The organism is Streptomyces hawaiiensis (assembly GCF_004803895.1).
Lineage (GTDB): Bacteria > Actinomycetota > Actinomycetes > Streptomycetales > Streptomycetaceae > Streptomyces > Streptomyces hawaiiensis.
Genome location: NZ_CP021978.1, coordinates 7,141,194 through 7,165,113, shown reverse-complemented (window position 1 = coordinate 7,165,113; position 23,920 = coordinate 7,141,194). Strand labels below are relative to the sequence as shown.

The window sequence follows — 23,920 nt, the reverse complement described above, 5'->3', positions numbered from 1 at the left end:
CGATATTCGGCAAGTGTCACTAAGGCGCGAATTTGACTTGAGCGCACCCTGCCGCCAGGGCCGACCGAAGCGATGCTGCCCTAGCGGCGCCCACGCCAGGCTTTACCGAACAGCGACCGGCAATTCAATGAACCCAGGAGAGGTGACCGCATGGGCAGGCAGGAGAGACAACGCCAGAAATTTTCCGCATGCCACTGCTGGGCGCACTCAAGGGGTGACACCAATGGGCCGCCGCAACGGATCACAGAAAACTTCCGCACCCAGCGCGAGGCCAGACTCGGCACGACGAAGGACGACAGGCACCACACCCGCCCCCCGAGGCGTCAAGCAGAACCTCGGCAAGGGAAGCGCGCAGCTTGCACAGTAGATCTTCACGCTAGTAATCTGATCAGCCGACTATGCGCCTCCGCCTTCACCAGGGGGTCCCCTTTGTAGTTACAGGCCACCCCTCACGCTTGCACGCTGACCGAACCGTCGAAGGCATCTCACCTCAGCACAGGGCGAGTTCACGTTGGTCGCCCCTTCTCGAGCCCTCCTTCCCGCTGGTTGACCATAGCCTCGCGGATCGATCAGTTGCAACATACTTCGACCAAGGTGCAGCATGCTGCACTATGACGGGAGCAGAGAGTGCCAGCTGGCCAACATGTAGAGCACGACGCCTCGACGACGCACGGGCTGGACGAACAGGTCCGTGGCGCGAAGACCGCTATCGCGTCACGGTTGCGACACATCCGGCAGCACCACCCGGAAGGGCCGTTCACCCTGGCCCAACTAGCCGAGCGCGCTGGCGTATCGAAACGCACTTTGGCATCGGCCGAGTCCGCTGATGGAACAAACCTCACCATCGAAACTCTGGTGAAAGTAGCCCACAGCCTGGGCATCGCCCGGTGGGCCTATTTCCTCGACGAGCAGGTCTTCCAGCAGGTCAATACGGAGCTGGCGACAGTGCGGGAACTGAGCCGGCACAAGGTTCGGTCAGCGGCCCTGCGCTCACCCCACTCTGCGTCTTTTTCTGCAGACCAAATGTCAGAGCTTCTCAGCGGCATCATCGATGCCGCTGCGCAGGCCCGAGACTCTCTGCGAGTCATGCCTGCGACCGCATCCGACGATCAGCACACCTCGGATGCCTCATAGCATTCCTCGCGTACCAGCGGAGCCCGCCGTCTTTTATGCGGAGCAGCAGCGCTGGTGATCGGTTACCGAAAAAGGACCCGGCCGACCTGCGCAGCCCGCACGGTCTCGCAGAGCCGCCACAGCCTTCCACGTGACACGACCACATCCCACGTGGTTACCCCGCCTGGGGCAAAGATGAAGACTGGTCGGCAGTGTCACTTTTCCGCAAATGCGAGCGAAGAAACCAGGAGAAGCGCCACATGATGCCCACTAGCGAATATTTGCGATTGCAGCGCCGGTGTCGAAAAATTCTCGATAATCTCCACGCACCTCAAACTAATTCATTTGAAGCGATTTGCCAATGGGTCGAAGAGCGGCGAGGGCGCCCTCTAATCCTGAGAGAATTACCTGACCAGATCGCGGCAACCGGAGTGTGCGGGCTTTGGTTGGGAATCGATGAAGCAGACTTAGTCTTCTACCAGGCGCACACCGTTCCCTTTCATCAACAGCACATCATCCTCCACGAACTCGGCCACATTTTGTGCGACCACCATCGTGCACCAAACTCCGTGGCAGCCGATCAGCTGAGTGGCCTATTCAATGGTCTTCAGCCTCAGCTGATCAAGCGCCTCATGACCCGGACACGCTATACCGCCATAGAAGAACAAGAAGCCGAGATGATCGCTAGCTTATTACACAGCACGAGACGTGTAGCCCGGCCTAGCGGTACGTTAGGCCGAATCGGGGCATTCCTTGGAGTGGCTGCCGATGACAGTGAATGAGATGGCCGGTCTTACCGGCTGGAGCAGCGTCATCGCCATGTGGACCGCTCTTGCTTGGCGCGCTCGCTCCGCCCTGCGCCTAGCCCACCAACGTGGGCTCTGGCTAGCGGTCCTGGCTGCCGCCATCGCCATCACACTCTTCCAGCCGGAGATCATCGCCTGGAGCACGGGCGCCACCGGGGACGCGCATGCGATCACTCTGACCAGGAATCTCGTCGGTGTTCTGAGCGCCGGGCTCACACTCCTCTTCCTGGTCGGCCCCGTATACGAGCGCCATCTGCAGCTGACCCTCTCTTGGGGGCTGGTGATCGTCGTGGCGGTGCTGCTGCTCATGGACTTGAGCGAAGGGGCCTACCCCGGCCCCAGCATCCCTCTGGCTGGAGGTCCCGCTTCTCCCTCGACTGTGTACTGGCTCATTGTCATCATCGCTCACTTGGTGACCGACTGCGTCGCCACCATCGTCTGCTGGCAACACGTTCGCCAAACCGATGATCACGACCTTGTCTGGTCTCTGAGGCTGTTCGCAGTCGGCAGCCTTCTGGCTGTCGCGTACTGGGCCACCTATCTTGTCCATCTCTACAACCGCGTGCCCGTCGCCTTGCCATATGTCGCCGTAGCCATCAACGTCCATGGTCTGTTCCGAGCGGCCTCGCTTCTCGTCCCCACCGCTACCGCCTACACCCGCAAGGCATCGGCCCTGCGGACCATCTGGATACTGTGGCCGCTGTGGCGAGATCTGCTGAAAGCTGTACCTGATGTTGCACTGGTACAGCCACGACGAACCCGGATTCAGGAAGTGCTGTGGCCGTCCACCTCGTTGGTGCTGCAAGCCCACCGCCAGACCATCGAGATCTATGACGCGCTGTTGGGTCTCCGATTCTACGTGTATCCAGGCGCCTACGATCATGCGCGTCAGCACGCCCAACGCATTGGTGTTCCAGCTGACCGCCACAAAGCGGCCGCGCTCGCTGGCGCTATGGGTCAAGCCCGGCGTGCAAAGCTCGCCGCAGTACCTTCGTCCAAGCCCAGCCAGCTTCCCTACCCTGATAGCAGCGACCTGGCCCAACTCCTCCATATAGCTCGGCTATGGCCGCTGATGGCCGATGCACTTCCCGACCCCAGCGAGCCGGTCAACTCCCCCTGCCGGCCCTGACTCAACAAAACCAAACCGCCAGCGCCAGGGGAGGAAAGCCGTATCTCATGAGCCGCAGATCCAGTGAGGACAACTCGACGCTTCGCGCTACCGAAAGCTAATGGAGATTCAACTATAGGGCGCGCCACTAAAGCCACTCTTATCCCCGTGGCGGCCGGGGTCGTGGGCCATCATGCGGTAGATGAAGCAGGTTCGCGCACCAAGCTTGGCGCAGACCAGCCCCGCCAGCGAGATGCTCCCCGAGTCCTGTACAGAGACTTTCACCAACGGTGGCATCGCTCCGGGGTCATGTGTGGGCCTTGGACGGACGCACTGAGCCATTTCCAACTTCACGTTGAGGGTGCGTGGCTCGCCCCGACTACGACGTGACGTCGGTCCAGCACTGGTGATAGATGCGGTCTGCGACGCTGCTGTCTGCGATCTCTCGGAACAGCTCACGAGCCTGATCGCAAAACTCTTCGACATCCGCGATGTCCGGCTCGTCACCGTCCGCCAGCATCCGGGCCTGGAGTTGCTCGGAGCGCAGCCCGCCGTAGCGGGCCCGCACCTCTGCGGTCACCGGCTGGACCGCGATGTGCAGATGCTTGCGCGCGTCGCGGCCATGCGACCACATGCAGACGTAGGTCTGGTCAGGCCGGCACAACGTCTCTACGACACGAGCGGTATCGCGCAGCAAGGGGCCGAGTTCCGCTGCTGCCATACCGTCGAGCTCCGCGAAAGCCACGACGTGCTCCCGTGGACCGACGATCAGGGTGCCGAGATTCATCGGACCGACGACGTGGTTCACCACCCAGGCAGCGGTTTCGTGCAGGACGCCTCCGGGCAACTCCCGTCGACCGGCCAGAAGGTCGCACCCAAGACACCCCATCACATCCACGCGCACCAGCCTATACAGAGCCGCAGCGATGAAGTCGACTGCCAACCTGGTTGATGCGTCTCTCGGTTGGCCTGAGCACGCGATGAAACTCCTGGTAAACGGGTTCACGACCAAGATCGCCCGTGCTGCCAAAAGCTTCGTGTGCTTGTCTACCCGTCTGCCCTCGACCTGTCCACCCCGCATCTGCGGTTCCTGACCGCCCAGCTGGCTGCGCATCGGTCGGAGCGCAGGGCTCGGTGGCGCCGGTTTTCCGCCGACCGCCAGGCGCTGCTGGTGCTGGCGCACCTGCGTCTGGGGCACACCAACGCGCAGGTCGCGGCTGGATTCGAGGTGAGCGTGAGCACGGTGTAGCGATACATCACGGAAGCCGTCGGACTGCTCGCGGCGCGAGCGCCTGACCTCGCCACGGCGGTGACGGCTGCCTCGGCCAAGGCGTTCCTGATCTGGACGCGACGCTGCTGCCGATCGACCGGACCGCCGCCGACCGGCCGTACTACTCCGGCAAGCACAAGAAGCACGGGATGAACGTGCAGGTCATCGCCGATCCGCACGGGAAGCTGCTGTGAGCCTCGTCGGCCCTACCCGGTGCAGTGCACGACATCAAGGCCGCCTGCACCCACGGCGTCATCGACGCCCTCACCGAGGCGGGCCTGGCCTGCTGGGCGGACAAGGGCTACCAAGGGGCAGGCGGCGCCATTTGGGTGCCCTTCCGCGGCCGGTGGGATCGCCTCTCGACAGGTCAACGCGCGGTCAACACCGCGCACGCCGGCACCCGGGCCCTCGGCGAGCCAGCCATGGCGACCCTGAAGACCTGGCGCCTGCTGCGGGAACTCCGCGGCAGCACGACCCGGATCACCAGCCCCGTCCAAGCCGTCCTCACCCTCCAACTGACCTGCTCGCACTGAGGTTGGGAAAGGCTCACTGAGCTTCTTCAGTCTGGCCGATCGAGTGACGGCCGAGAGCGCGTAACAGACGAGGCCCCCGAGTTGTTGATGGAGATGTCTGACGTCTCAACCAAGCAGCTCAGGTGCCTCGTTGGTCATCTATCCTGCCGCACTCGACCTGCCGCACGCGCTCGTTGAGTGGGTCACCATGCTCATCGTCACCCGTGAGGGCGACCGGCGCTGCAAACCCGCCTGTCCCAGCGCGCGATGTTGGCACTGGTACCTGCGCGAACACGTCACTCTGGCGAAGATTGCTGCCGGGTTCGAGATCAGCGAGTCCACCGCCCACGCCTACACCAGCGCGGTCATCCACCTGCTGACCGAACGAGCGCCGGGTCTGCTGAAGGTCCTGCGCGAGGCCGATCCCGACTTCGTCCTGCTGGACGGCACCCTCGCCGAGTGCGACCGGGTCGGCGACTCACGCGCGGACTACTCCCACAAACATCGCCGGCACGGAGTGAACGTGCAGCTGGTCACCGATCCGAACGGCCGACTGCTATGGCTCTCACCCGCGCTACCGGGCCGTGCCCGCGACCTGACCGCCGCCCGCACCCACCGGATCATCCGCATCTGCGAGCGCCAGGGCGTCCCCATCCTGGCCGATCTCGCCTATCAGGGCGGCGGCCCTTGGCTGACCACGGGCATCAAACGACGGCCCCTGCAGGACCTCACCCCACTGAGAAGACCGTCAACCGGGCCCTGGCCTCCGCAGATCCCGCTGCAGCCCCAACCGCATGACGTCAATCGCCAAAGCTGTCCTCACCCTGGAGCGGCAACGCTGAAGAAGCTCACTGAGCCTTTTCAACCTAGCGTTGAGGGTGCGCGGTGGAGAAGACCGCGGTGCTTACGCGCGTATGTTCGCCCGACTGCGCTGTGGCGTCGGCCCGGCACCGGTGATCAGCTGCGGTCTTCGATGTTGCTGTCGGTGATTGCTCGGAACAGCACGCGAGACCGCTCGCAGCATTGCTCGACATCCGTGATGTCCGGCTGGTCCCCGTCCGCCAGCATCCGGGGCTGGAGCTGCTCGGAGCGCAGCCCGCCGTAGCGGGCCCGCACCTCCGCAGTCATCGGCTGGACCGCGATGTGAAGATGCCTGCGCACGTCGAGCGGCCATGCGACCACATGCAGACGTAGGTCTGCTCAGGCCGGCACAACGTCTCCATGACATGAGCGGTACCCCCCAGCAAAGCCCGAGCTCCGGAGAACCCACGGGATGTCGTACTGAGACGCTTGAGTCTCCACCGGGTGGAGGGTTCATGATCTCGTCCATGGACGACGAACACTCCGACGTACTCACCATCGGTCAGCTCGCGCACCGCACCGGACTTCCGGTGCGTACCCTTCGCTTCTGGTCGGACAAGGGCGCGGTGCCGCCCGTGGCCCGCTCCGCGAGCGGCTACCGGCTGTACAACGCCGAGTCCGTGGCCCGCGTTGAGCTGGTCCGCACCCTGCGGGAGTTGGGCCTCGGGCTCGACGACGTGTGCCGCGTCCTGTGCGGTCGCATCACGGTCGCCGAGGTCGCCGACGCGCACGTGGCCGCACTCGACGCGCAGATCCGCTCGCTCGAAGTGAGCCGGGCCGTCCTGTCCACCATGGCGAAACGGGGTTCGACTGCTGAGGAGACAGCACTGATGAACCGGTTGGCGCGACTTTCCGACGCCGAACGCAAGCAAATTGTCGACGAGTTCAAGGAGGAGGGCTTCGGCGGTCTCAGAGTCGACCGTCGCCTGCGTGACCACATGCGCGCCTTCAGCATCGAACTGCCCCACGATCCCACACCCGATCAGGTCGACGCCTGGATCGAACTGGCCGAGCTGATGCGAGACTCCGGGTTTTGCGCCCGGTTGCGCACATGGATGGAGCTCAACACGCCCGCACCGGGGCAGGCTCTTCCCCCGGGGCGTCCATCTGGTGCACCAGGCAGATAGTGCAGACCGTCGCGGAAGTCAGAAAACGCGGGATCGCCCATGAGGGGCCGGCAGCGGCCGAAGTGCTGTCCGAGCTGTTCGGCGACGCCGATCGCGCCGCCGTGCTGCGCAGCCTGGAGGCCGGGATCGAGGTAGGGGCGGAGCGCTACCTCAGGCTCGTCGCCCGCGTGAGCGGGCAGGCTTCGTCTCCCGACGCGACCGAGGAGCTGAAGTGGTTGGCGCGGGCCCTGAGTGCTGCAGACCAAACCTGACCAGGCGCATTGTGCTTGCGCGTCCCTCAACATCGAGGCAACACGCCGACGGGTTCATGCTGAAGAACCTTCAGCTACGCGAGCTCGCGGGACTCCAGGAGCGTGACCGAGCTGATACTGCAGCAGCGGTCCGCTATCTGGCTTGTTCAGAGGCATCGTCGGGAGTGTAGTGGCCTGATGACCTGTCAGGGGCGTTCTTGCCGGACGGCCGCTCCAACGAGTGGCATCGAGAACTGTCCGCGTTGTGATGGCAGCCTCGCCGGTGATCGATATGCCGACACAACCTGGGACCGTGAACTCGACGACCTCTTCCTGTCGGCCGACGGGCGCCGGGCTGCGCATATCCACGACCGATGGTTCCGCCGAGACCTGGCAGCTTCGGGTTACCGCAGCACCCGCCGATGGCGATCAGGTCTTGAGCATCGAGGGAACTCGGCTCTTCCTGGCCGACCAGGCCGCGACCTTGCTGAACGACAAGATCCTGGACACCGGAATGGACGCCGGCGGCGAAAGCGCCTTCGTTATCGCTGAACAGGAGCAGGGCATCTCCGGTATGTGATCGAGCGGACCTTTGCCTGGCCCCACGGCTTCCGACGCCTGCGTACTTGCTGGGAACGTCGGGCCGACATCCATGCAGCGTTCCTCAAACTCGCCTGCTGTCTCATCTCCCATCGGCAGCTCGGCTCATTGTGTTAGCCGTTGTCAGCGGGTAGGGCCACATGGGGGCATATTCCTCTATTTCGCTCGAAATAGCAAATGTTTCTCATACTGCTGGCCGTTCACTGCGATACACCCTGTACCCGAGGGCCCCAACGGAGTCATCTAGTAATGTCAGAGGCATGAGTCTGCGTCTAAGCACAGTAATTCTTCCGCATCGTCGCTGGCACGAGGGGGGTAAGATCCTCTGGGAACGGGCAGAAGAACTTGGGTTCAATGCTGGCTATACTTACGATCATTTGTCATGGCGCTCCTTCCGAAACCGATCATGGTTCGGCGCACTACCTACGCTTACAGCGGCTTCGACTGTCACCCAGAGAATGCGACTCGGGACACTCGTAACCACTCCAAACTTCAGGCATCCTGTAAGCCTTGCAAAGGAACTAATCTCCCTGGATGATGTCTCCCAAGGACGATTCACATTAGGTGTAGGATCTGGCGGAACAGGATTCGACGCTACCGCTCTCGGTCAAGAACCATGGTCGCCCCGCGAACGAGCCGACCGCTACGCTGAATTCGTCCTCCTTCTAGACCTTCTGCTGCGTCAAGATACCGCAACCGGTACATCTTATGATGGATCATTCTATTCAGCCAGCGAGGTGCGAAATATCCCCGGCTGCGTGCAGCGGCCGCGCCTTCCCTTTGCAGTGGCAGCCGCTGGCCCAAGGGGAATAGAACTTGCTGCACGATATGGTCAGGCATGGGTAACAACAGGAGATATGAAACTATACGAGAATGGGACACCAGAGCAGTCGATCCAGGCCCTGCGTAAGCAAATCGAAACCTTAAGTGCATCCTGCAAGAATCTTGGCCGCAATCCCGACGGAATAGAAAGGATTCTCCTAACCGGATTCACACCCGACCGTAGTATTCCCCTGCAATCTCTCGACGCTTTTGTCGACTTCGCCGGAAGGCACGCACAGCTCGGCTTCACTGAGATTGTCATACATTGGCCAATTCCTGACTCCTACTTTGCTGCGGATGAGAGGGTCTTCGAACGCATTGCCACGGAAAGCCTCGCTCAACTCGACTGCGACCTCCGAAGCGTGGTGCCGTAGGGCTGACGTCTCGTGATCCCTGCGGTATGCCGACTGCATGAGGTGTGCGCAAGGGGGCGGGCTAACCGACGAACGGCGGGCCTGCCGCGAGAAGTCGCGGTTACAGGCGGCCGAGCGGTACAGGCAGGGCGGCGAAGACGCGGTCATCGCTCACGACCCGCGGGTCAGCATCCGGTCGGTACAGCGTTGACCAAGGCTTGGTCGCTGGACCGGCCGGGAGCCCTGTCCTCGAAAGGCCCGGCATCACTGCCGCTGCTCAGCGACGAACTGTTCGCCGTGCTGGCCCGGGAGCTGGCCAAGGGCCCGGTGGCGCATGGGCCGGACCAGACCCTGTCGCGGATCACGACGCTGATCGGGCGCCCTCGGCGTCGGGTCCGGCAACCCCGCCGCACTGCCGGCGTGATTACCGTACTCGTCGAGGAGATCGGCCCGTTGCGGCAGGAGCGTTACCAAGCGAGGCTTGCCGCTCGACCGCGGAAGCGGGATGTGGGGGCCGGCGCGAAGCACCGGCTGGTGTTCGTCGACCGGCTCCCGCCACGCTCGTCCATCTTCGTCACGGGGCCACCCATGACGTGCTGGCCTGCTGGTTCGGAGTGGACCGCTCTACCATCACCCGGGCCGTCGGCGAGGTGCGGCCCCTGCTCGCCGAGCGAGGATGCACCGTCAGCCCCGACGTGCGGCTGCGGTCTCTGGCCGAGGTCGTCGACCATCTCGGGTCGAGCGGAATGACCGGCATCGTCGACGGCACCGAGATCCGGGTTCGCCGCCCGGCCGCCGGACGCAAGGACCGGGACACCTTCATCTCCGGCAAGAACAGCAGAACGCCGTCAAGTCCGTGGTCGTCACAGACGGCGAAGGTCGCGTGCTGTGGTGCAGCCCAGCACGGCCCGCAAGCTGCGCGGATATCACCCAAGCCCGCCAGTTAGGGCTGGCCAGGTTCCTGGCCGACGGGCCCGCAGTCGAGATCCTCGCCGATGCCCGCTACCAGGGCCTGGGCGCCCAGACCGGCGGCCGGGTGATGACACCACCGCACCGCAAGTTCAAGAAGAACGCCGCCGACTGGTACGAGGAGATGTACGAGCGCCAGCGCAAGGCACACTCCTCACGCCGTATCCGGGTCGAGCACGGCATCGCCCATCTGCAGAACTGGCGGGCCCTGACCCGCCACCCCGGCCGCCGCGAGCAACACCATCCAAGCAATCGCCGGCTTGCTGTCCCACCAGCAGACCGTGGACCTGAAGCCAACACGGCAGAAGTGAACCCGGGCCGCACCGAAGCTCGCGACGTCTCACCGCCTACCGTGCACGAGCTCGTTAGGGCTCGCAGAGAATCAACTTGTGGGTTCTGAGACTTGACTGCGCAGGCCGACGCACCGATCGCCTGCACGTTGTTCTTCTGCGACCCCTTAGGGAAAAGCGATTGACAGCGCCCATGTTGCTCACAACCTATCCCCTCTAGGGGCGCTCCTTCGTGCCGCCGTAGCGTCTTCTTCTCCGATGTCGGAGACGCTCACAATGAGCCGTTGCCTGGCTTATAAGATACTTGACGCAAGCGGGAAAGACATCTTAGACTTCAGGGTGTATACACTGGCGGTCGAGGTGACTGCAATCTACTTAATTCATTGGTCAGTACTGTCTCCTCGGCGCGGATTGCATTATGCTCTAAGCTTGCAACATTCTCACGATGACATATCCTGAGAGCTGAGAGGTTGGTGCGCAGTCTAGTGCCCTATTACATCGCCACTAGCAGGACCCAGGTCCTCGAGATCCACGGCCTATAGTAAGTTGGGCCGAGGCGGCAAAGTGCGTCCGCCCTTGATCCGTACCACCTGTTCCTGGCGGGGGAACTGGGCCGGATGCAGCTCGGCGAACCCCGATGAGCACGGTCGTTGAGCACAGAGCACCTGCGCGACCAGCTCGAGGCTGAACCAGCTCGCCAACTTTCGAGACATTGCTTAGAAAGCGTGTTGCAGTGCTGGAAGATCGCGTAGCGCCTTGCGGCGAGATCAATAGGCACTGCGGATCGCCAAAATCCAGGCACGCAGTGCTCGTCAAACGAGATTACGGCGTGAAGCAAGCGCTGCCCTCGCTCTGCAACAGGCTTTAGCGGACTGATGAACGGTCGCCATGTTCCCGTGGCGGAGCCGTGTGTCCTATTTCATTTCGACGCGACCCAACGAGAAGGAATGTGCTATGACTCGTTCGATACGGAAAGCTGTGCCCTGCGCGATTCTGGTCGGCATGCTCGCCCTGAGCGTCCCGCAGGCTTTTGCCGCCTCGGATGGCAATCCTGTCAGCGCCGCACACCAGCCTGCGGCTTCCTCCGCGAAGCCATGGACGCCTCCTGAGGGTTTCGTTCGCGAAGCCTCGTTCTATGGCATGGCTGCTTCCTGCGAGTCGGCGGGTAGCAACGGCATCGCGGAGGGCAAGTGGAGCGCATACCTTTGCGTCTCGGTCGGCCCCTTCTCACCCTTCTACTACCTCTACGTCAAGAGGTAATGCCCGTCTGTTCCTGTCTCGAATAACGCACGCCGGTGGCCGCTGAAGAGCGATGCTGCCGACGTACCTACTGATCAAGGGAAGGGGTCGGCTCTGCAACGCACGAGGCTCCTGCGCCGGTGGGTTGAGACTTCGAACGCCTCCCCCAACGGAACGGGAGTCTCGTGCGTTGCGCACACTACCGGCGTCACCCGATCAGTGGCCGTACTGAAAAGGCGTCCTTGCTCCGCGTGCTCAAGCGGAGAGCCGGAGTGCAACGGTGCCCACACCAGCCGCTGCACTCCGTCGTAACCCCTGCGCACAGAAGCCCCGCCGAGGGCGGGTTCTATTGATCCCCGCAACACCCTGGAGTTCAGGGAGTTGCGGGGATCGTGGATTTCGAGGTACTGAAGGCGAGGTTCTTCGAGGCGCTGGACAGGGAGAACGGCAGCATCACTGCTGCGGCTCGTGCAGTCGGAGTGAACCGCAACACGGCGTTCGGAGGGGCACGCCAGGCCGGAATCCGCGGTCGCGGCAAGCCTCGCAGGCCCGCCCACCCCGGTCGGGCGGAGTACGAGCGGCTGCGTGCTGCGGGAGTCCGGCGCCGCGAGGCCGCCGCGCAGGCCGGCGTCCATGAACGCACCGCTGAGGACTGGGACCGCGGTATCCGGCAGATCGGCCACTCGCGCCTGCATCCCGACGGGCGCCGCATCGACTACAAGACCGGTGTGACCACCATCGTCGCCACCGCTTCGGAGTCATCCGTCGCAACGGTCGAGGCCGAACTGCACCGACGACGAGAGCATGCACGTGAGTCCGGAAACGATCTACCAGGCGATCTACGTCCAGGCCCGTGGCGGACTGCGCCGCGAAGTCGCGGCCGCGCTGCGCAGCGGGCGCACCCGCCGCAAACCCCACCGCAGCCCCGAGCAGCGCACCCGCCGGTTCGTCGACGAGATGGTGATGATCTCGAGCGTCCTGCCGAGGTCGAGGACCGGGCGGTGCCCGGCCACTGGGAAGGCGATCTGATCGTCGGCCCCCGCAGCGAGAGCGCGATCGTGATCCTGGTCGAGCGCTCCACCCGCTACTCATGCTCGGGCATCTGCCCGGCGGACACACCGCCGAGGAGGTCCGCGACATGCTGGTTCCCCTGATCCAGACCTTGCCCGCGCACCTGCGCGGCTCGCTGACCTGGGACCAGGGCTGCGAGATGGCCGCACACAAACAGTTCACCGTCGCCACGGGAGTACCGGTCTACTTCTGCGACCCGCACTCACCCTGGCAGCGCGGCTCGAACGAGAACACCTATTGGTGCAGCCTTGGCGGGCCGGGCTTCTTCGACGGGAGAGGTTCGGCGGGATCGTCGGGTGACTCGGAGAACACGTGCCGTCAACGGCCTGCTGAGGCAGTACTTCCCCAAGAGCACCGACCCGTCCGTGCACAGCCCCGAAGACCTCGAACACGTCGCCCAGCAACTCAACGGCCGACCCCCGTTCCTCGCCCGTCAGGACCACCCCGACCGTCGGCCGACTGTGCTGCGGTACTCGTCGGGCTGAGCCAGCCGAGCCGTTCCTGGATCCGCCGGCTGATGTGGGAGCAGTCGATGTACTGGAAGAGCGCGAGGTTCGCCTCAGCCCTGGTCGCGAAGACGCGACCGCGCACGCACTCCGTCTTGATCAGCATCCACAGGTTCTCGGCGAGAGCATTGTTGTACGAGTCCCCGACGGAACCTATTGATGCCCGAACTCCCGCTCCCATGAGGCGAGTTGTCAGATTGATGGACGTGTACTGACGGCCGTGGTCGGCGGGATGGATGAGCCAGCCGGACTCGACCTCGCGGGACGCGAGGGCGTACTCCAGCGTGGCCGGCACCAGGTCGGCGTCGGGTCGTACTCCGATCCGCGATCGGAATGCGCGATGCAGCCGGGCTTGAGCCGACCGCGGCCGACAGCCATGCCCAGGGCGTCGACGACCAGGAACGCGCGGTGGCGGCCGGCCATCAGGCCGCCAGAGGTGCCTCACGTGTCACGCCCGTGTCACCAACCCCGTAGATGCTCCCGGACCTCAGGGAATCTGCCTACGCAAACGGTGTCGTTCCGGACCGTGTGGACGCCCAAAGACGGCTTCTACGACATGTGCCATGTGGTACCGAGGGACGGTCCCAAGATCAAGACAGGCTTCTGGCCCGTCAAAGCGGTATTGCAGCGTTTCGATCTTGGCTTCGCTCACGGGTTCACACCTTCATCTGTCACGATCTGTCACACGCCCCCTGCGAGACCTCCCCATGCCTCCGCTGCTGGAAGCAGGTCCGCCACGTCCGGCTTCACGTACCACTTCTTCGTCGTCTTCACGTTCGTGTGCCCGGCCCACATGGCAAGCAGGTGATCCGGCACCCCGTTATTGGCGAGGTACGTGAGGCAAGACGCCCGAGCATCGTACAGACGGACCCTGCGAAGGCCGTTTTCATCCATGATCTTGTAGGCCCGCACCCGCAACTGCCGAGCGTTCAACGCGGCGCCAAGTTCATCCACGAGTACGTAACCGGCGCCCTCATAGCCGTCACCCGCCGCCAGACGTTCCACTGCCTGCGTGGCACGGAACGCCTTCAGCGCCTCCCTTACCAAACTCGGAAGCGGCAAAACGCGCTCCCCCGCCATGCTCTTCGTGTCCTTCTCCACCACTGTGCGGTTCCCCATCATGGTCCGCGTGTCAGCGATGCTGAGCGTGCCCGCGTGCAGGTCGATGTCCGACCACCTCAAGCCGCAGACCTCCGCCGGACGGAGCCCCATCAAGGACAGCAGCAGCGGCGCGTACAGACGGTCCACCTTCATCACAGCGACAAGGCACCCACCTCCGAGGCGTTCCACGGCTGGACGACCGCCTTCGTCTTCCGCTCCGCCTTGCGGGCCTTCAGCGGGATGTGCACTTCGCTGGCTACGTTCACGGTCACCAGGCCGCGCGTGACAGCGCGGTTCAGGGCATCCTTCAGCCGGGCCAGGCTCATGTCCACCGACGTGACCCCGAGACCCATTCCGGTGTTCACGCCGCGGACATGGCCTCCTTGGAGTGCCCACCGCATCCACTCCACCACATGGTCCTCCGTTACTGAGTTCGGCACTTCAGGGTGACGATGGTGGGCCGGGGGAGACGCCCCTGGCGCTGCGTTCAGTCCGCCTCGGCCGGGCCGAGGTGCGCCTTGCGATGGTTGCTGGAGCAGCCTGGGCGCGTGCGGTGGGCAACCTTGCCGCCGCCGAGCTGCTCACCCCCTGCTGGAGGGCGCGGCAGGACGCAGGTGGACCACCGCGTCAGGTTTGACACCCTGGGACTTCAGGCAGCGGCCCTCAACTCGCGCGGTTCGGGTGATGGGGATGTCTCCGTCCCGCGTGCCGATGGTCAGCCTCTGCATTTCGGCAGTGATGCCGCCGTGCAGCGCCTCGGTTCTGACGATTCGTTCGCCGACCTCCAGGTGCCGGCTCACCCAAGCCAGCGTCAACGGTCGGACAGCCGCCGCTTCATCTTGGATGCTCACCGTGCCACCTCATCATTCGGACGGCGGTACGGCCAGAGTGCAGGTGGGGGCGAGCAGGTCTGTCCGCACCCATAGCGAGGGGTTTGGGCATTTCAAAGAGCCCTATCACAGGCACGCAGCCGGTCGATCTCAGCAAGCACGCGGTCCACATGGGGACGCACCTGCGCCTGCAATTCATCACTCCAGCTCTCTTCAGAGTAGGGGCAGTTGAGATAGAGCTGCCTGGCGTACCCGAGGGCGGCGCGGTGCTCGGGCGGGAGCTGGGCAAGGGCCCAGTCGGCGGCGGCGTCCTTCGACTTGATCTGGCCAGTGGCGAGCGTGGTCCAGATACGGGCGAAGGTCAGCAGGACGTTGCGGGTGTCGCTGTGAAGGTCGTCGAGCAGGCCGGGGATACCCGCCACACTCGCCCGGATCAGGTCGGCCTGCGGAACGGGGTCGAGGACCTGCGCCGGGCGCGGGCCGGTGAAGGGGTGGTCGCCGGTCAGCGTCATAGTGATCAGCAGGGCCAGATCGGGCATCGGCTCCGGCTGGGGGACATTCCCGGCCTCGTACTCCGCACGCAGCCACTCGCCGTAAAGGAAATCGCCGGTCGGCGGGTACCGCCACGGCTGGACCTCGGACTGGACGACCACGGTGAGCTCGACCGGGCGGACCTTGTTTCGGGAGCCGGAGATCCGGAGCAGTCCACCGCAGAGGGTCCGTCGATCCTGCTCATCCATTCGCCGCCGGGAGACGACCAACACGTCCACGTCGCTGGCCGGCCTAAGTCCACCGAGCACGGCGGAGCCGTGGAGGTAGGTGCCGATGACATCTTGGCCCAGCACACCGCCGACCAGCCCCACGATCTCCTGAACCTGATTCACTGCACCAGGGTCTCCTGTCATCCAGCCGACTGCACGGCAGTATTGACTTCGGCTCGTCAAGGGGACGTGGGTTCGTTGAAGGTCAGGCCGGTGCCGGCTATGAAGCCGTTGAGGGTGTCGGGCCGGTACTGAAGGCGCTTTTAGCCGGTTACGGACGAGGGCTTCGAGCCGGTCGAGCGCGACCACGGCGAGGTTGGCCAAGCTCCGCTTGACGTGTGCCCATACCCACTCGACGGGGTTGAGATCGGGCGAGTAGGCGGGCAGCAGGAACACCGTCAACCACTCCCGCTCGGCGGTCAGCTCGCGCATAGCGTGGGAGACGTGGGTGTTCAGACGGTCCCAGACCAGCACGATCGGTGCCTTGACGAGCTGGTGGACGCCGTCGATGAGCGCGATGAAGTCCCGCTCGCCCATGCTGCGGCGTGCGCTGCTGCCCGCTCGGGGGGTGCGCAGCCGGTGACACAGCCGGGTGCGCGAGCCCGGCCGTATCGCGATCAGCCCGGCCACCGACAGGCGCCCTGAGCGGCGCCCGCTGACGGTCACGACCGGGGTGCGCCCTCGCCGGCCCCAGGTTCGTCCCCGTGGCGGCTTCCGGGTGAACCCTGCTTCGTCCTCGAAGCAGATGTAACCCCCGCAGGCCGCCCGGGCCCTTTTACCTCCGCCCAGGTCGCCTCCTTCCACGCGGTCACGGCCCGCTCGTCGCGCTCGGCGACCCTGCGTGCGGGGACCTGCGGGCTGAAGCCGAGCCGGTGCATCAGCCGCGTGGCGCCGGAGACGCTGTAGGAGACGTAGGAGACGTGGAACTTCCTGCCGATCAGTGTGGCCACCCTCGATGCGGTCCACACCTGGTCCTCCACCCAGCCGTGGGCGGCCGGGCCCTCATCGAGGTACGCGGCCAGTTTCTCCAGACAGCGCGGGGACAGCCGGCAACGGGATCCACTCGGGCCGCGGGAAGCCAGAGCCTCACGACCGCCGTCCCGCCACAACTGGTGCCAGTGGCACGCCGACTTCACGCTCACCCGCAGGCGCCGTGCGACCTCCGACGGCTTGGTCTCCTGCTCGTACAACTCGGCCGCCTGTACCCGTACCGACTCCCGGCGGCGACGTCCCGCAGGGGTCAACCCGCCCCCATCCGCATATCTCACACCACACGGATACAGCCGCCCACCCACACCCATCAGGGTCTTCGCAAAGATTCACCCCGACGAGCTGAAGTCAGTAACGACCTGGTGCTGGACGGTGGGCAAGTGGGTGCTACCTCCGAGGGCATGAAGAAACCCCCGGCCGGTCAGCGCGGGGGTGAGTAATAGGTGTCTGGGCCCCATCGCAGGGGCAGTGTGGCCGTTGCGTCAGGGCTTGAAGACATCGGCTGCGGCTGACACGACGGTTCCCACCATGGCTAGCCCAGTCAGTACAGCAACGACAGTTGCAACCTTGTCCGCGAAGGAGAGGCGCTGCCAGGCGGGGCCGGAAGGAAGATCGGACGCCACGACCAAAGTCGGTCTGGTGGCGCGCACCCCGACGAAGTGTCTTACTGCGTTGCCGATACACCACAGGAGAAGTGTGCCCAACACCACCAGCGAACTAGTTGGAAGCTGGCCGCCCGCCCGCGTGAGCGCGTGCTTGCCGTTCGCGAGAACGACCTCCTCTTGAGAGGTCGGGTACACGGTGATGCTGTACCAAAGGACGAAGGCCCAGAGCCCGACCCCCGCCAGGGAACTGCGCAAGCGCTTGGCCGCTGGCGAGCGGGTCTGGTCATGGCGGCCCGCGGCTTGGTCTGTCAGGAGTTCGCCGATGCGGGCTTCGAGGCCGCGAGCCCAAGTGTTGTGGGTGTCAGTTTTGACCTCCACGGCCGTGCGATCTGGGTCGATTGTGATGCTGCATTCAGAGCCAGGAGCGGGCCCTTGTGCGGTGATCGTAAGGTTGTCCCAGGGCTTGTTGGTGCCGATGTCTGGGGACGCTTCCACCTCGGCAACGAGGGCAGCCAGGGTGTCCGCCTGAAAGTGGTAAGTGCCAAAGTTCGTACGGAAGGACACTGATCCCGGCGCCATGTCCTCGCCAACCATGGCCGCCAGGTTGCGCAGTTGAGCCTGTCCGAAGCGACAGCCGTAGTACCGCTTGGTGTTCTTGTAGAGCGATGGCATGTCGGCATGTTGCCAGTGCGCCTTGGATCATCGCCACGCCTTTGCCTCAACGGGCGCGAACCTCCGCCAAGGGCTGTCCCGTAATCGATCTTGAGGTGGAGAGCGGTCCGACCGCGAGGCGACCTGCCCCGAATGGCTGCTTCGATGTGCCCGGCCGGCCTGACCTGCTTAGCGTCGTACTGCCGTGCCGCACAGGCTGCGGCGCACCGAGGCGATGGAGAGGAACTCCCATGGCAGTCGTGATGACCTTTGTGTGGCCCGAGCTCACGCCAGAGGCGTACGACGCGGCGCGTGGCCGGGTGGGCTGGGAAGACGACGCTCCGGACGGGTTCGTGATGCACGTGGGCTGGTTCGCCGACGACGGCTTCCACGCGGCCGACGTCTGGGAGACGGAGGATCACTTCACACGGTTCATCGCCGACAGGGTCGCACCCGTGGTCAAGGGGGAACTGGGCATTACGACCGAGCCCCAGGTGACGTTCGCCCCCCTCTACCGGCGCTTCATCGCCCCGGACGCCAGCGGCGCCGCATGAACTGACCTCGAACTTGTCCGGGCGATCACGTTCGGAGCCAGATGACGAGGGTTGCGGCGGTTGCGGTGCCGAGGTAGACGTAACGACGCTTGTCGTAACGGGTGGCCACGGCCCGGTGCTGTTGCTCCACAACCTCACCCTCGCTGGATGAGGCACAGCGCCGATACTCGATCGACATGCCGTAGATCATTTACGGGACAGCCCTTACTGATCATTTCAGAATGAGGTTCGGAGTCGTCTCAAGCAGATGATGCTGCAAGCGAGTTGGAGCAGTCCGAGGTGGAGGTCGGCTCGTATCTCGTAGCGGGTCCGCAGGCGCTTGAACTGGTGGAGCCAGGCGAAGGTTCGCTCGACGACCCACCTGGTCCTGCCCAGGCCGGAGCCGTGGGCGGTGCCCTTGCGGGCGATCTTCGGCGTGATGCCACGAGCGCGGAGGACCCGTCGGTACTTGTCGTAGTCGTATCCGCGGTCGGCGAACAGCCGCCGTGGCCGGTGACAGGGCCGGCCCACCAGTCCGCGGATGCGGGGTATCGCGTCCAGCAGGGGCATGAGCTGGGTGACGTCGTGACGGTTTCCGCTGGTCAACGACACCGCAAGGGGTGTTCCGTGCCGGTCGGTGATCACATGGTGCTTGCTGCCCCGGCGGCCGCGGTCGACCGGCGAAGGTCCGGTGTGAGCCCCCCTTTCAGGGCCCGGGCATGCGAGCCGTCGACTGCGGCGTCCTCCATGTCCAACAGTCCGGCCTTTCGAAGTTCCGCGAGGAGGATCTCGTGCAGCCGGGGCCAGACACCGGCCTCGGTCCAGTCCCGCAGCCGCCGCCGGCATGTCACCCCGCTGCAGCCGATCGTCTCAGTCGGCACGTCCGCCCAGGCCACACCCGTGCGCAGCACGTGCACGATTACGCGCAGAGCCGCACGGTCATCCGCCGGCAGCCGGCCCGGATACCGCTGACGCCGCGGCGGGCGAGGCGGGAGGAGCGGGGCGACACGATCCCACACATCATAGAGATCGGCACCTACCAGCCGGAAGGGGTCAAGACTGTCGGCGCGGAACAGCAGGCTCACCGCGATGCCCGAGCCCGTTCGGCCTGCTCGTTCGCCCACATCCACAGCGCCTCCCCGGCCAGGGGGTGGGCGTCGGCGGGAAGATCCAGAAGAGGAGCCACGACGGACTGCCCGTAGGGCACCGCGTGGCCGGGCAGCGGACCCATGCAGACGAACTGCCCTGCACCGGTTTACAGACTGGTCCCGCAGTCCACGGGCGCGGCCTTCCCGTCCGGCGGTGTCCAGGCTGTCGCAGACGGCCAGCGTCATCGGAGGCCGATGGACAGGCAGGCGGCAACGCCGGTTCAACCACCAGGCCGCCGAGCCCTGTCCACATCGAGCCGTACGTCCCCTACGCCCCCCTACGCCGGCTTCTGACCTGCGCTCACCGCACGACCCGCCGTCCGGAGCGCGCTCAGGGTCGCGGCGAACCTCTCCAGTTCCCGCTCGGGGAGCACGGAGCCGATGCGTGCCTCGAGTTCTGCCTCGAAGACCTTCATGGCGTTGTCCACCACTCGTCGGCCGGCGGGTGTGAGCTCGACGAGCGAGGAGCGACGGTCGTTCGGATTGGCGCGCCGCGCGCAGTAACCGGCAGCCTCGATACGGTCGACCACCTTGCTCGTCCCGCCGACCGTGATCCCGAACTCCTCCGCAACGTCCTGGATCCGGCATCCCGAGCGCCCGGCGAGCAGCTGCATCACCTCGAACCACGTGAGCTGGAGGTCGTATTCGGCGCGCAGCCTCGCATCGACGGCATTCCAGAGCTCGATCTCGAACTGGACCAGGTCGTGGAACACCAGCTTCAGATCAACCACAATTCATCTTCCACAGAATCTTCTTCCATTGATTACTTCATGGTAGCTCTGACCGCCCGGAGCACGGAACGGCCGTGAGGATCCCCCGTGACCACCATCAGCGCCACGACATGTTCCGTCACCCGGACGCTCCGCCGCTGAAGGGGTCACCACCATTCCAAGCCGCTCTCTTCGCACAGGGCTCGGCTCACCTTCGAGGATGAGGGCCACTGGCTGGCGTAATGCTCGCCCGCCGAACCTGGCTCCTACGGCGCCGGAGGACGGCGACAAACGCTCCTGGCTTGAGCACGAAGCCGGTCGGGCCGACGCGGTGCTCACGCTGGTCGTGGACGGCAGTCCGCGGAGAAGATCGTCGCGGGGCGGTCGGTCGCCGATCCCTGCTCCCTGCGGCCGGACGGCCTCCTGCGGCAACGGCATCAGCGCGAAAGTCCTCACCGAAACGCTCCGGGACCTGGAACGCCACGGACTTGTCGCCCGGCACGTGTACGCCGAGGTCCCACCCAGGGTCGAATACGAACTGGCCCCGCGGGGACACACTCCGCATGCCTCACTCCAAGCGCTGGGCCATGGGGCCGAAAGGCATTTCACCGAGGTACTCGCAGCACGCGAGAGTTGCGACGCCCGCCAGCGAGGCCGAGCCCTGTGCCGGGTCATGCAGAGGTGATGGGTGCGTTGAGGTGCCTGGTTACCAGAGGTGAGAACAGGACTCCGCAGTCGGAACGCACGCCGCGCCGACCCCGAGGAGTCCTGACGACGAACCGCTTGCGAGTGACCGCCGCAGTCCCCCTCTCAAGGCGCTTCGTTCGCGCCTCGCCGAGCAGCCGGGGCGCGACTCTGCTCGGGTTACCTCTTCGGGTGCAGAAGATGGCGGTTGAGATAGCGGGCCGTGACACTGTGCGGATCAGATGAGAGGTCATCGGGTGTTCCGGTGGCGACGATGGTGCCGCCGGCGATGCCCCCTCCGGGGCCCATGTCGATGACGTAGTCGGCGTTGGCGATCATGTCCAGGTCGTGTTCGATGACGATGACGGTGGCGCCGTTGTCGCCCAGTCGCTGGAGGACGTCCAGGAGCGTGCGGATGTCGAGAGGATGGAGGCCGACGCTGGGTTCGTCCAGGACGAAGAGGGTGTCGGACTGGTTCCGGGTCAGCTCGGTGGCGAGCTTCAACCGCTGTGCCTCGCCGCCGGACAGGGCCGGGGTGTCTTCGCCGAGGGTGAGGTATCCGAGTCCGAGGTCGATGAGGGCTTGCAGCCGGGTTCTCACGCGGCGGATGTCGCCGACCTGCTCGATCGCATGCCTGACGGTGAGGGCAAGCAGCTCGGGCAAGGACATTCCGTCGTCCGGGTTTCCGGAGGCCGGACGGCGGATGTCGGCGGCTGCGGGGGGCGTACCGGGTGCCGTCACATGCGGGGCAGGCGATGTCGACATCCGGCAGGAACTGAACGTCGAGGGAGACCTGGCCGGTCCCTTCGCAACGGGGGCAGCGCAGGGAGCCGGTGTTGTAGGAGAAGTCCGCGGCGGTGAGCCCCCGCTGCTTGGCCGCATCGGTGGCGGCGTAGGCGCGGCGCAGGTCGTCGAGGATGCCGCTGTAGGTGGCGACGGTGGAGCGGACGTTGACGCCGATGGGGGTGGCGTCGACCGTGTTCACCCGGGTGATCGCCTGAACGTCCACCGCGGCCACATGGTCAGGCAGCGCTCTGCCCGCAGCTTTCGCCTGGAGCGCGGGGATCAGGCTTTCGAGGATCAGCGTGGTCTTGCCCGATCCGGACACGCCGGTCACAGCGGTCAGGCGGCCCCGGGGGATGTCGACGTCCAAGGCGTGCACGGTGTGCAGGGGTCGGGTGGAGAGGTGGATGCGGCCTTGGTCGAACATCTTGTCGCGGCCGGCCCGTTGGCGGACGAGGACGGGTACGCGGCCGGTGAGGAATCCACCGATCAGGGAGTCGGGGTCCTTGCCGAGGGTGGTGACGTCGCCGGTGGCCAGGACGGTGCCGCCTTCGGTGCCGGAGCCGGGGCCGATCTCGATGAGCCAGTCGGCTTCGCGCAGGACCTGGACGTCGTGGTCGACGAGGACCACGGAGTTGCCGTCGCGGAGCAGGTCGCGCATGACGCCGAGCAGACCGTCCACGTTCGAAGGGTGCAGGCCGATGGAGGGTTCGTCGAGGACGTAGAGCACGCCGGTCGTCTGGTTGCGTACGGCGCGGGCCAGTTGGACGCGTTGGCGCTCGCCGGTCGACAGGGTGGAGCTCGCCCGGTCCAGGGCGAGGTAGCCGAGGCCGAGTTCGACGAGGCGGCGGGCGGTCTCCAACAGGGTGGCGACGATGTTCCGTGCCATCGGGCGCATCTCGGGCGGCAGGGCGTCCGCGAGGGTGGGGGTCCAGGCGATGAGTTCGTCGAGCGTCTTCGCGGCGGCTTCGGCGAGGTTGATGCCGTCGACGAGGGTGGCGCGGGCCTGCTCGCTGAGCCGGGTGCCGTGGCAGGCCGGACACACCTGGGCGCTGATGAACCTGTTCACACGGTTCAGCCCGCGTTCGGTGGTGGCCTTGCGCAGGGCCTCCTCGACGGCCCGGCGCGCGTTGCGGTAAGTGAAGTCCAGCTCGAAGAACTTGCCGTTCTTGGACCGGACACTGATGTGCCGCTGCTCCGCGGGACCGTGCATGACGATTTCCCGCTCGCGTGCGGTCAGTTCCGTGTACGGCACGTCGGTGCGCACCCCGAACTCGGCGACGACCTGCGGCATCACCGTCAACCCGAACATGGACCACGGAGCTACTGCCCCCTCGGCGATGGTGCGTTGTGGATCGGGGACGAGAGCCGCTTCGTCGACCTCCCGCACCGTGCCGGTACCGGTGCACTGCGGGCATGCGCCGTCCGAGTTGAAGGCCAGCGACTCCGCGCCCGGCGGGTAGAACGTCACCTCGCATACAGGGCAGGTCAGGTCCAGTCCCGCCGCCACGTCGATGGTGGGGTCCAGCCGGTGGCCGTTGGGGCACAGGTGTGATCCCAGCCGGGAGAACAGCAGGCGCAGCACGTTGAGCAGCTCGGTCGACGTGCCGAAAGTGCTGCGCACGCCGGGCACCCCGGGCCGCTGCCGCAGGGCGAGGGCGGCGGGCACGTGCTCGACGCTGTCCACCGACGCACGCGGTGCCTGCGCCATACGCCGGCGGGTGTACGTGGACAGCGCCTCTATGTAGCGCCGTGAGCCCTCCGCGTACAGCACCCCCATCGCCAGCGACGACTTCCCGGAGCCGGACACCCCTGCCACTGCCACCAGTTGGCGCAGCGGCACCGTCACGTCGACGTTCTTCAGGTTGTGGACCTTCGCCCCGTGCACCTGGATGGACAGCGGCGAATCCGTCGCGTCCGTACTTTGTGCGCCCTGGGCCTCGACCCACCGACCGCCGCCTGTTACCTCGTCGTGCGCCATCGCTTCTCCTCCTGAGCGCGTCACCCGAGGGTCTTCGGCCTCCGGAACAGACGACTGCTCGCAGCGTCCGACGAATCAGCATACCCGGAACATGATTCCTCAGATATTTCTTCCATGGAAGTAGAAGATAGAGGGAGCTCCGAGAAGGTCGGGGAAGTGAGCAGGTCGGCGGCGTCGGCGGCGATGACCGCCAGGGCGTGCTCGACGATCGCGGTGGTGGGGTGGGGGAGACGCGGTAGGGCCCGGTCTTCTCGTCCCACAGCAGC

At 65.3% G+C, this 23,920-nt stretch carries 24 protein-coding genes and 6 pseudogenes; 16 read left to right on the top strand and 14 right to left on the bottom strand.

Features of this window, described 5'->3' with window-relative positions:
* The first annotated feature begins 627 nt into the window (after window positions 1-627).
* The 3 genes from CEB94_RS32910 (at window position 628) to CEB94_RS32900 (ending at window position 3,048) form a co-directional block, all read left to right on the top strand.
* On the top strand, window positions 628-1,134 hold the full coding sequence (locus CEB94_RS32910) for a helix-turn-helix domain-containing protein (protein WP_246111986.1): 507 nt from the start codon (window positions 628-630) through the stop codon (window positions 1,132-1,134).
* Window positions 1,135-1,373: 239 nt separating this feature from the next.
* Window positions 1,374-1,895, top strand: a complete 522-nt coding sequence (locus tag CEB94_RS32905) for a regulator component (protein ID WP_175435629.1) — start codon at window positions 1,374-1,376, stop codon at window positions 1,893-1,895.
* A 1-nt stretch (window position 1,896) separates the two neighbouring features.
* Complete coding sequence (locus CEB94_RS32900) at window positions 1,897-3,048, top strand: MAB_1171c family putative transporter (protein ID WP_175435628.1); 1,152 nt, start codon at window positions 1,897-1,899, stop codon at window positions 3,046-3,048.
* 358 nt (window positions 3,049-3,406) lie between these two features.
* Here the strand turns inward: CEB94_RS32900 and CEB94_RS32895 are convergent, their stop codons facing one another.
* Window positions 3,407-3,916 (bottom strand): HIT family protein, encoded by a 510-nt coding sequence (locus CEB94_RS32895; RefSeq protein WP_246112206.1) that lies wholly within the window; start codon window positions 3,914-3,916, stop codon window positions 3,407-3,409.
* A 150-nt stretch (window positions 3,917-4,066) separates the two neighbouring features.
* Between CEB94_RS32895 and CEB94_RS32890 the strand changes: the two are divergent.
* Window positions 4,067-4,830, top strand: a pseudogene (locus CEB94_RS32890) (transposase family protein).
* Window positions 4,831-4,960: 130 nt separating this feature from the next.
* Window positions 4,961-5,651: pseudogene (locus CEB94_RS32885) on the top strand (transposase).
* A gap of 115 nt (window positions 5,652-5,766) precedes the next feature.
* On the opposite strand, the gene CEB94_RS32880 reads toward CEB94_RS32885, so the two are convergent.
* Window positions 5,767-5,937, bottom strand: coding sequence for a hypothetical protein (locus tag CEB94_RS32880; RefSeq protein WP_175435627.1), 171 nt, complete (start codon window positions 5,935-5,937; stop codon window positions 5,767-5,769).
* Window positions 5,938-6,137: 200 nt separating this feature from the next.
* Here CEB94_RS32880 and CEB94_RS32875 point away from each other — a divergent pair, with 200 nt between their 5' ends.
* The 9 genes and pseudogenes from CEB94_RS32875 to CEB94_RS32840 all read left to right on the top strand — a co-directional run bounded on the left by CEB94_RS32875 (window position 6,138) and on the right by CEB94_RS32840 (window position 12,856).
* On the top strand, window positions 6,138-6,797 hold the full coding sequence (locus CEB94_RS32875; protein ID WP_246111985.1) for a helix-turn-helix domain-containing protein: 660 nt from the start codon (window positions 6,138-6,140) through the stop codon (window positions 6,795-6,797).
* Window positions 6,797-7,048 carry a hypothetical protein gene (locus CEB94_RS41245; RefSeq protein WP_246111984.1) on the top strand — a complete coding sequence of 84 codons (252 nt, stop codon included), beginning with the start codon at window positions 6,797-6,799 and terminating at the stop codon, window positions 7,046-7,048. Before CEB94_RS32875 ends, CEB94_RS41245 begins: the two co-directional genes overlap by 1 nt.
* Before the next feature lie 292 nt (window positions 7,049-7,340).
* Complete coding sequence (locus CEB94_RS32870) at window positions 7,341-7,607, top strand: hypothetical protein (RefSeq protein WP_175435626.1); 267 nt, start codon at window positions 7,341-7,343, stop codon at window positions 7,605-7,607.
* Window positions 7,580-7,744 (top strand): annotated as a pseudogene (locus CEB94_RS32865) (transposase); the annotation flags it as partial. The gene CEB94_RS32870 and the pseudogene CEB94_RS32865, both read left to right, overlap by 28 nt.
* A 143-nt stretch (window positions 7,745-7,887) precedes the next feature.
* The gene (locus CEB94_RS32860; RefSeq protein ID WP_175435625.1) at window positions 7,888-8,823 is read left to right on the top strand and encodes an LLM class flavin-dependent oxidoreductase; all 936 of its coding nucleotides are present in this window, start codon (window positions 7,888-7,890) and stop codon (window positions 8,821-8,823) included.
* Window positions 8,824-9,395: 572 nt separating this feature from the next.
* Entirely contained in the window at window positions 9,396-9,749 is a 354-nt protein-coding gene (locus tag CEB94_RS42315) for a helix-turn-helix domain-containing protein (protein WP_175435624.1), read from the top strand.
* The gene (locus CEB94_RS32850; RefSeq protein WP_246111983.1) at window positions 9,659-10,171 is read left to right on the top strand and encodes a transposase family protein; all 513 of its coding nucleotides are present in this window, start codon (window positions 9,659-9,661) and stop codon (window positions 10,169-10,171) included. The genes CEB94_RS42315 and CEB94_RS32850 overlap by 91 nt, the downstream gene beginning before the upstream one ends.
* Window positions 10,172-11,015: 844 nt before the next feature.
* Entirely contained in the window at window positions 11,016-11,321 is a 306-nt protein-coding gene (locus CEB94_RS32845; RefSeq protein WP_175435623.1) for a hypothetical protein, read from the top strand.
* A gap of 560 nt (window positions 11,322-11,881) precedes the next feature.
* Window positions 11,882-12,856 (top strand): annotated as a pseudogene (locus tag CEB94_RS32840) (IS30 family transposase).
* On the opposite strand, the gene CEB94_RS42310 reads toward CEB94_RS32840, so the two are convergent.
* The 7 genes and pseudogenes from CEB94_RS42310 to CEB94_RS32805 all read right to left on the bottom strand — a co-directional run bounded on the left by CEB94_RS42310 (window position 12,777) and on the right by CEB94_RS32805 (window position 17,836).
* A complete protein-coding gene (locus tag CEB94_RS42310) occupies window positions 12,777-13,172 on the bottom strand; it encodes an IS3 family transposase (protein WP_175435622.1) in 396 nt (131 codons plus the stop codon). The pseudogene CEB94_RS32840 and the gene CEB94_RS42310 sit on opposite strands and share 80 nt — an antisense overlap.
* A gap of 386 nt (window positions 13,173-13,558) precedes the next feature.
* Window positions 13,559-14,131, bottom strand: coding sequence for a site-specific integrase (locus CEB94_RS32830; protein WP_246112204.1), 573 nt, complete (start codon window positions 14,129-14,131; stop codon window positions 13,559-13,561).
* The gene (locus CEB94_RS41230) at window positions 14,131-14,343 is read right to left on the bottom strand and encodes a hypothetical protein (RefSeq protein ID WP_246111982.1); all 213 of its coding nucleotides are present in this window, start codon (window positions 14,341-14,343) and stop codon (window positions 14,131-14,133) included. Before CEB94_RS41230 ends, CEB94_RS32830 begins: the two co-directional genes overlap by 1 nt.
* A 330-nt stretch (window positions 14,344-14,673) precedes the next feature.
* Window positions 14,674-14,829, bottom strand: a pseudogene (locus tag CEB94_RS32825) (aminoglycoside phosphotransferase family protein); the annotation flags it as partial.
* Between the two features lie 92 nt (window positions 14,830-14,921).
* The gene (locus CEB94_RS32820; protein WP_425472509.1) at window positions 14,922-15,713 is read right to left on the bottom strand and encodes an aminoglycoside adenylyltransferase family protein; all 792 of its coding nucleotides are present in this window, start codon (window positions 15,711-15,713) and stop codon (window positions 14,922-14,924) included.
* Window positions 15,714-15,748: 35 nt separating this feature from the next.
* A pseudogene (locus CEB94_RS42305) lies at window positions 15,749-16,837 on the bottom strand (IS630 family transposase).
* A 204-nt stretch (window positions 16,838-17,041) separates the two neighbouring features.
* Window positions 17,042-17,836: a hypothetical protein gene (locus CEB94_RS32805; RefSeq protein WP_175435620.1), complete on the bottom strand. Its 795-nt coding sequence runs from the start codon at window positions 17,834-17,836 to the stop codon at window positions 17,042-17,044.
* A gap of 230 nt (window positions 17,837-18,066) precedes the next feature.
* Here CEB94_RS32805 and CEB94_RS32800 point away from each other — a divergent pair, with 230 nt between their 5' ends.
* A complete protein-coding gene (locus CEB94_RS32800; protein WP_175435619.1) occupies window positions 18,067-18,369 on the top strand; it encodes a hypothetical protein in 303 nt (100 codons plus the stop codon).
* Window positions 18,370-18,394: 25 nt separating this feature from the next.
* On the opposite strand, the gene CEB94_RS32795 is transcribed toward CEB94_RS32800, so the two are convergent.
* From CEB94_RS32795 to CEB94_RS32780, 4 genes are all read right to left on the bottom strand, one after another.
* Window positions 18,395-18,547 carry a hypothetical protein gene (locus CEB94_RS32795; protein ID WP_175435618.1) on the bottom strand — a complete coding sequence of 51 codons (153 nt, stop codon included), beginning with the start codon at window positions 18,545-18,547 and terminating at the stop codon, window positions 18,395-18,397.
* 38 nt (window positions 18,548-18,585) lie between these two features.
* A protein-coding gene (locus tag CEB94_RS32790; protein ID WP_175437250.1) for an IS5 family transposase occupies window positions 18,586-19,391 on the bottom strand; the annotation gives its coding sequence in 2 pieces (ribosomal slippage) (window positions 18,586-19,055 and window positions 19,055-19,391; 807 coding nt in all).
* A 38-nt stretch (window positions 19,392-19,429) separates the two neighbouring features.
* On the bottom strand, window positions 19,430-19,579 hold the full coding sequence (locus tag CEB94_RS32785; RefSeq protein ID WP_175430202.1) for a hypothetical protein: 150 nt from the start codon (window positions 19,577-19,579) through the stop codon (window positions 19,430-19,432).
* Between the two features lie 195 nt (window positions 19,580-19,774).
* Window positions 19,775-20,209, bottom strand: a complete 435-nt coding sequence (locus CEB94_RS32780) for a MarR family winged helix-turn-helix transcriptional regulator (protein ID WP_246111980.1) — start codon at window positions 20,207-20,209, stop codon at window positions 19,775-19,777.
* A gap of 217 nt (window positions 20,210-20,426) precedes the next feature.
* Between CEB94_RS32780 and CEB94_RS41965 the strand changes: the two genes are divergently transcribed.
* Entirely contained in the window at window positions 20,427-20,891 is a 465-nt protein-coding gene (locus CEB94_RS41965) for a winged helix-turn-helix transcriptional regulator (RefSeq protein ID WP_179956577.1), read from the top strand.
* A gap of 249 nt (window positions 20,892-21,140) precedes the next feature.
* On the opposite strand, the gene CEB94_RS32770 is transcribed toward CEB94_RS41965, so the two are convergent.
* Complete coding sequence (locus CEB94_RS32770; RefSeq protein WP_246111979.1) at window positions 21,141-23,654, bottom strand: excinuclease ABC subunit UvrA; 2,514 nt, start codon at window positions 23,652-23,654, stop codon at window positions 21,141-21,143.
* Window positions 23,655-23,920: the final 266 nt, after the last annotated feature.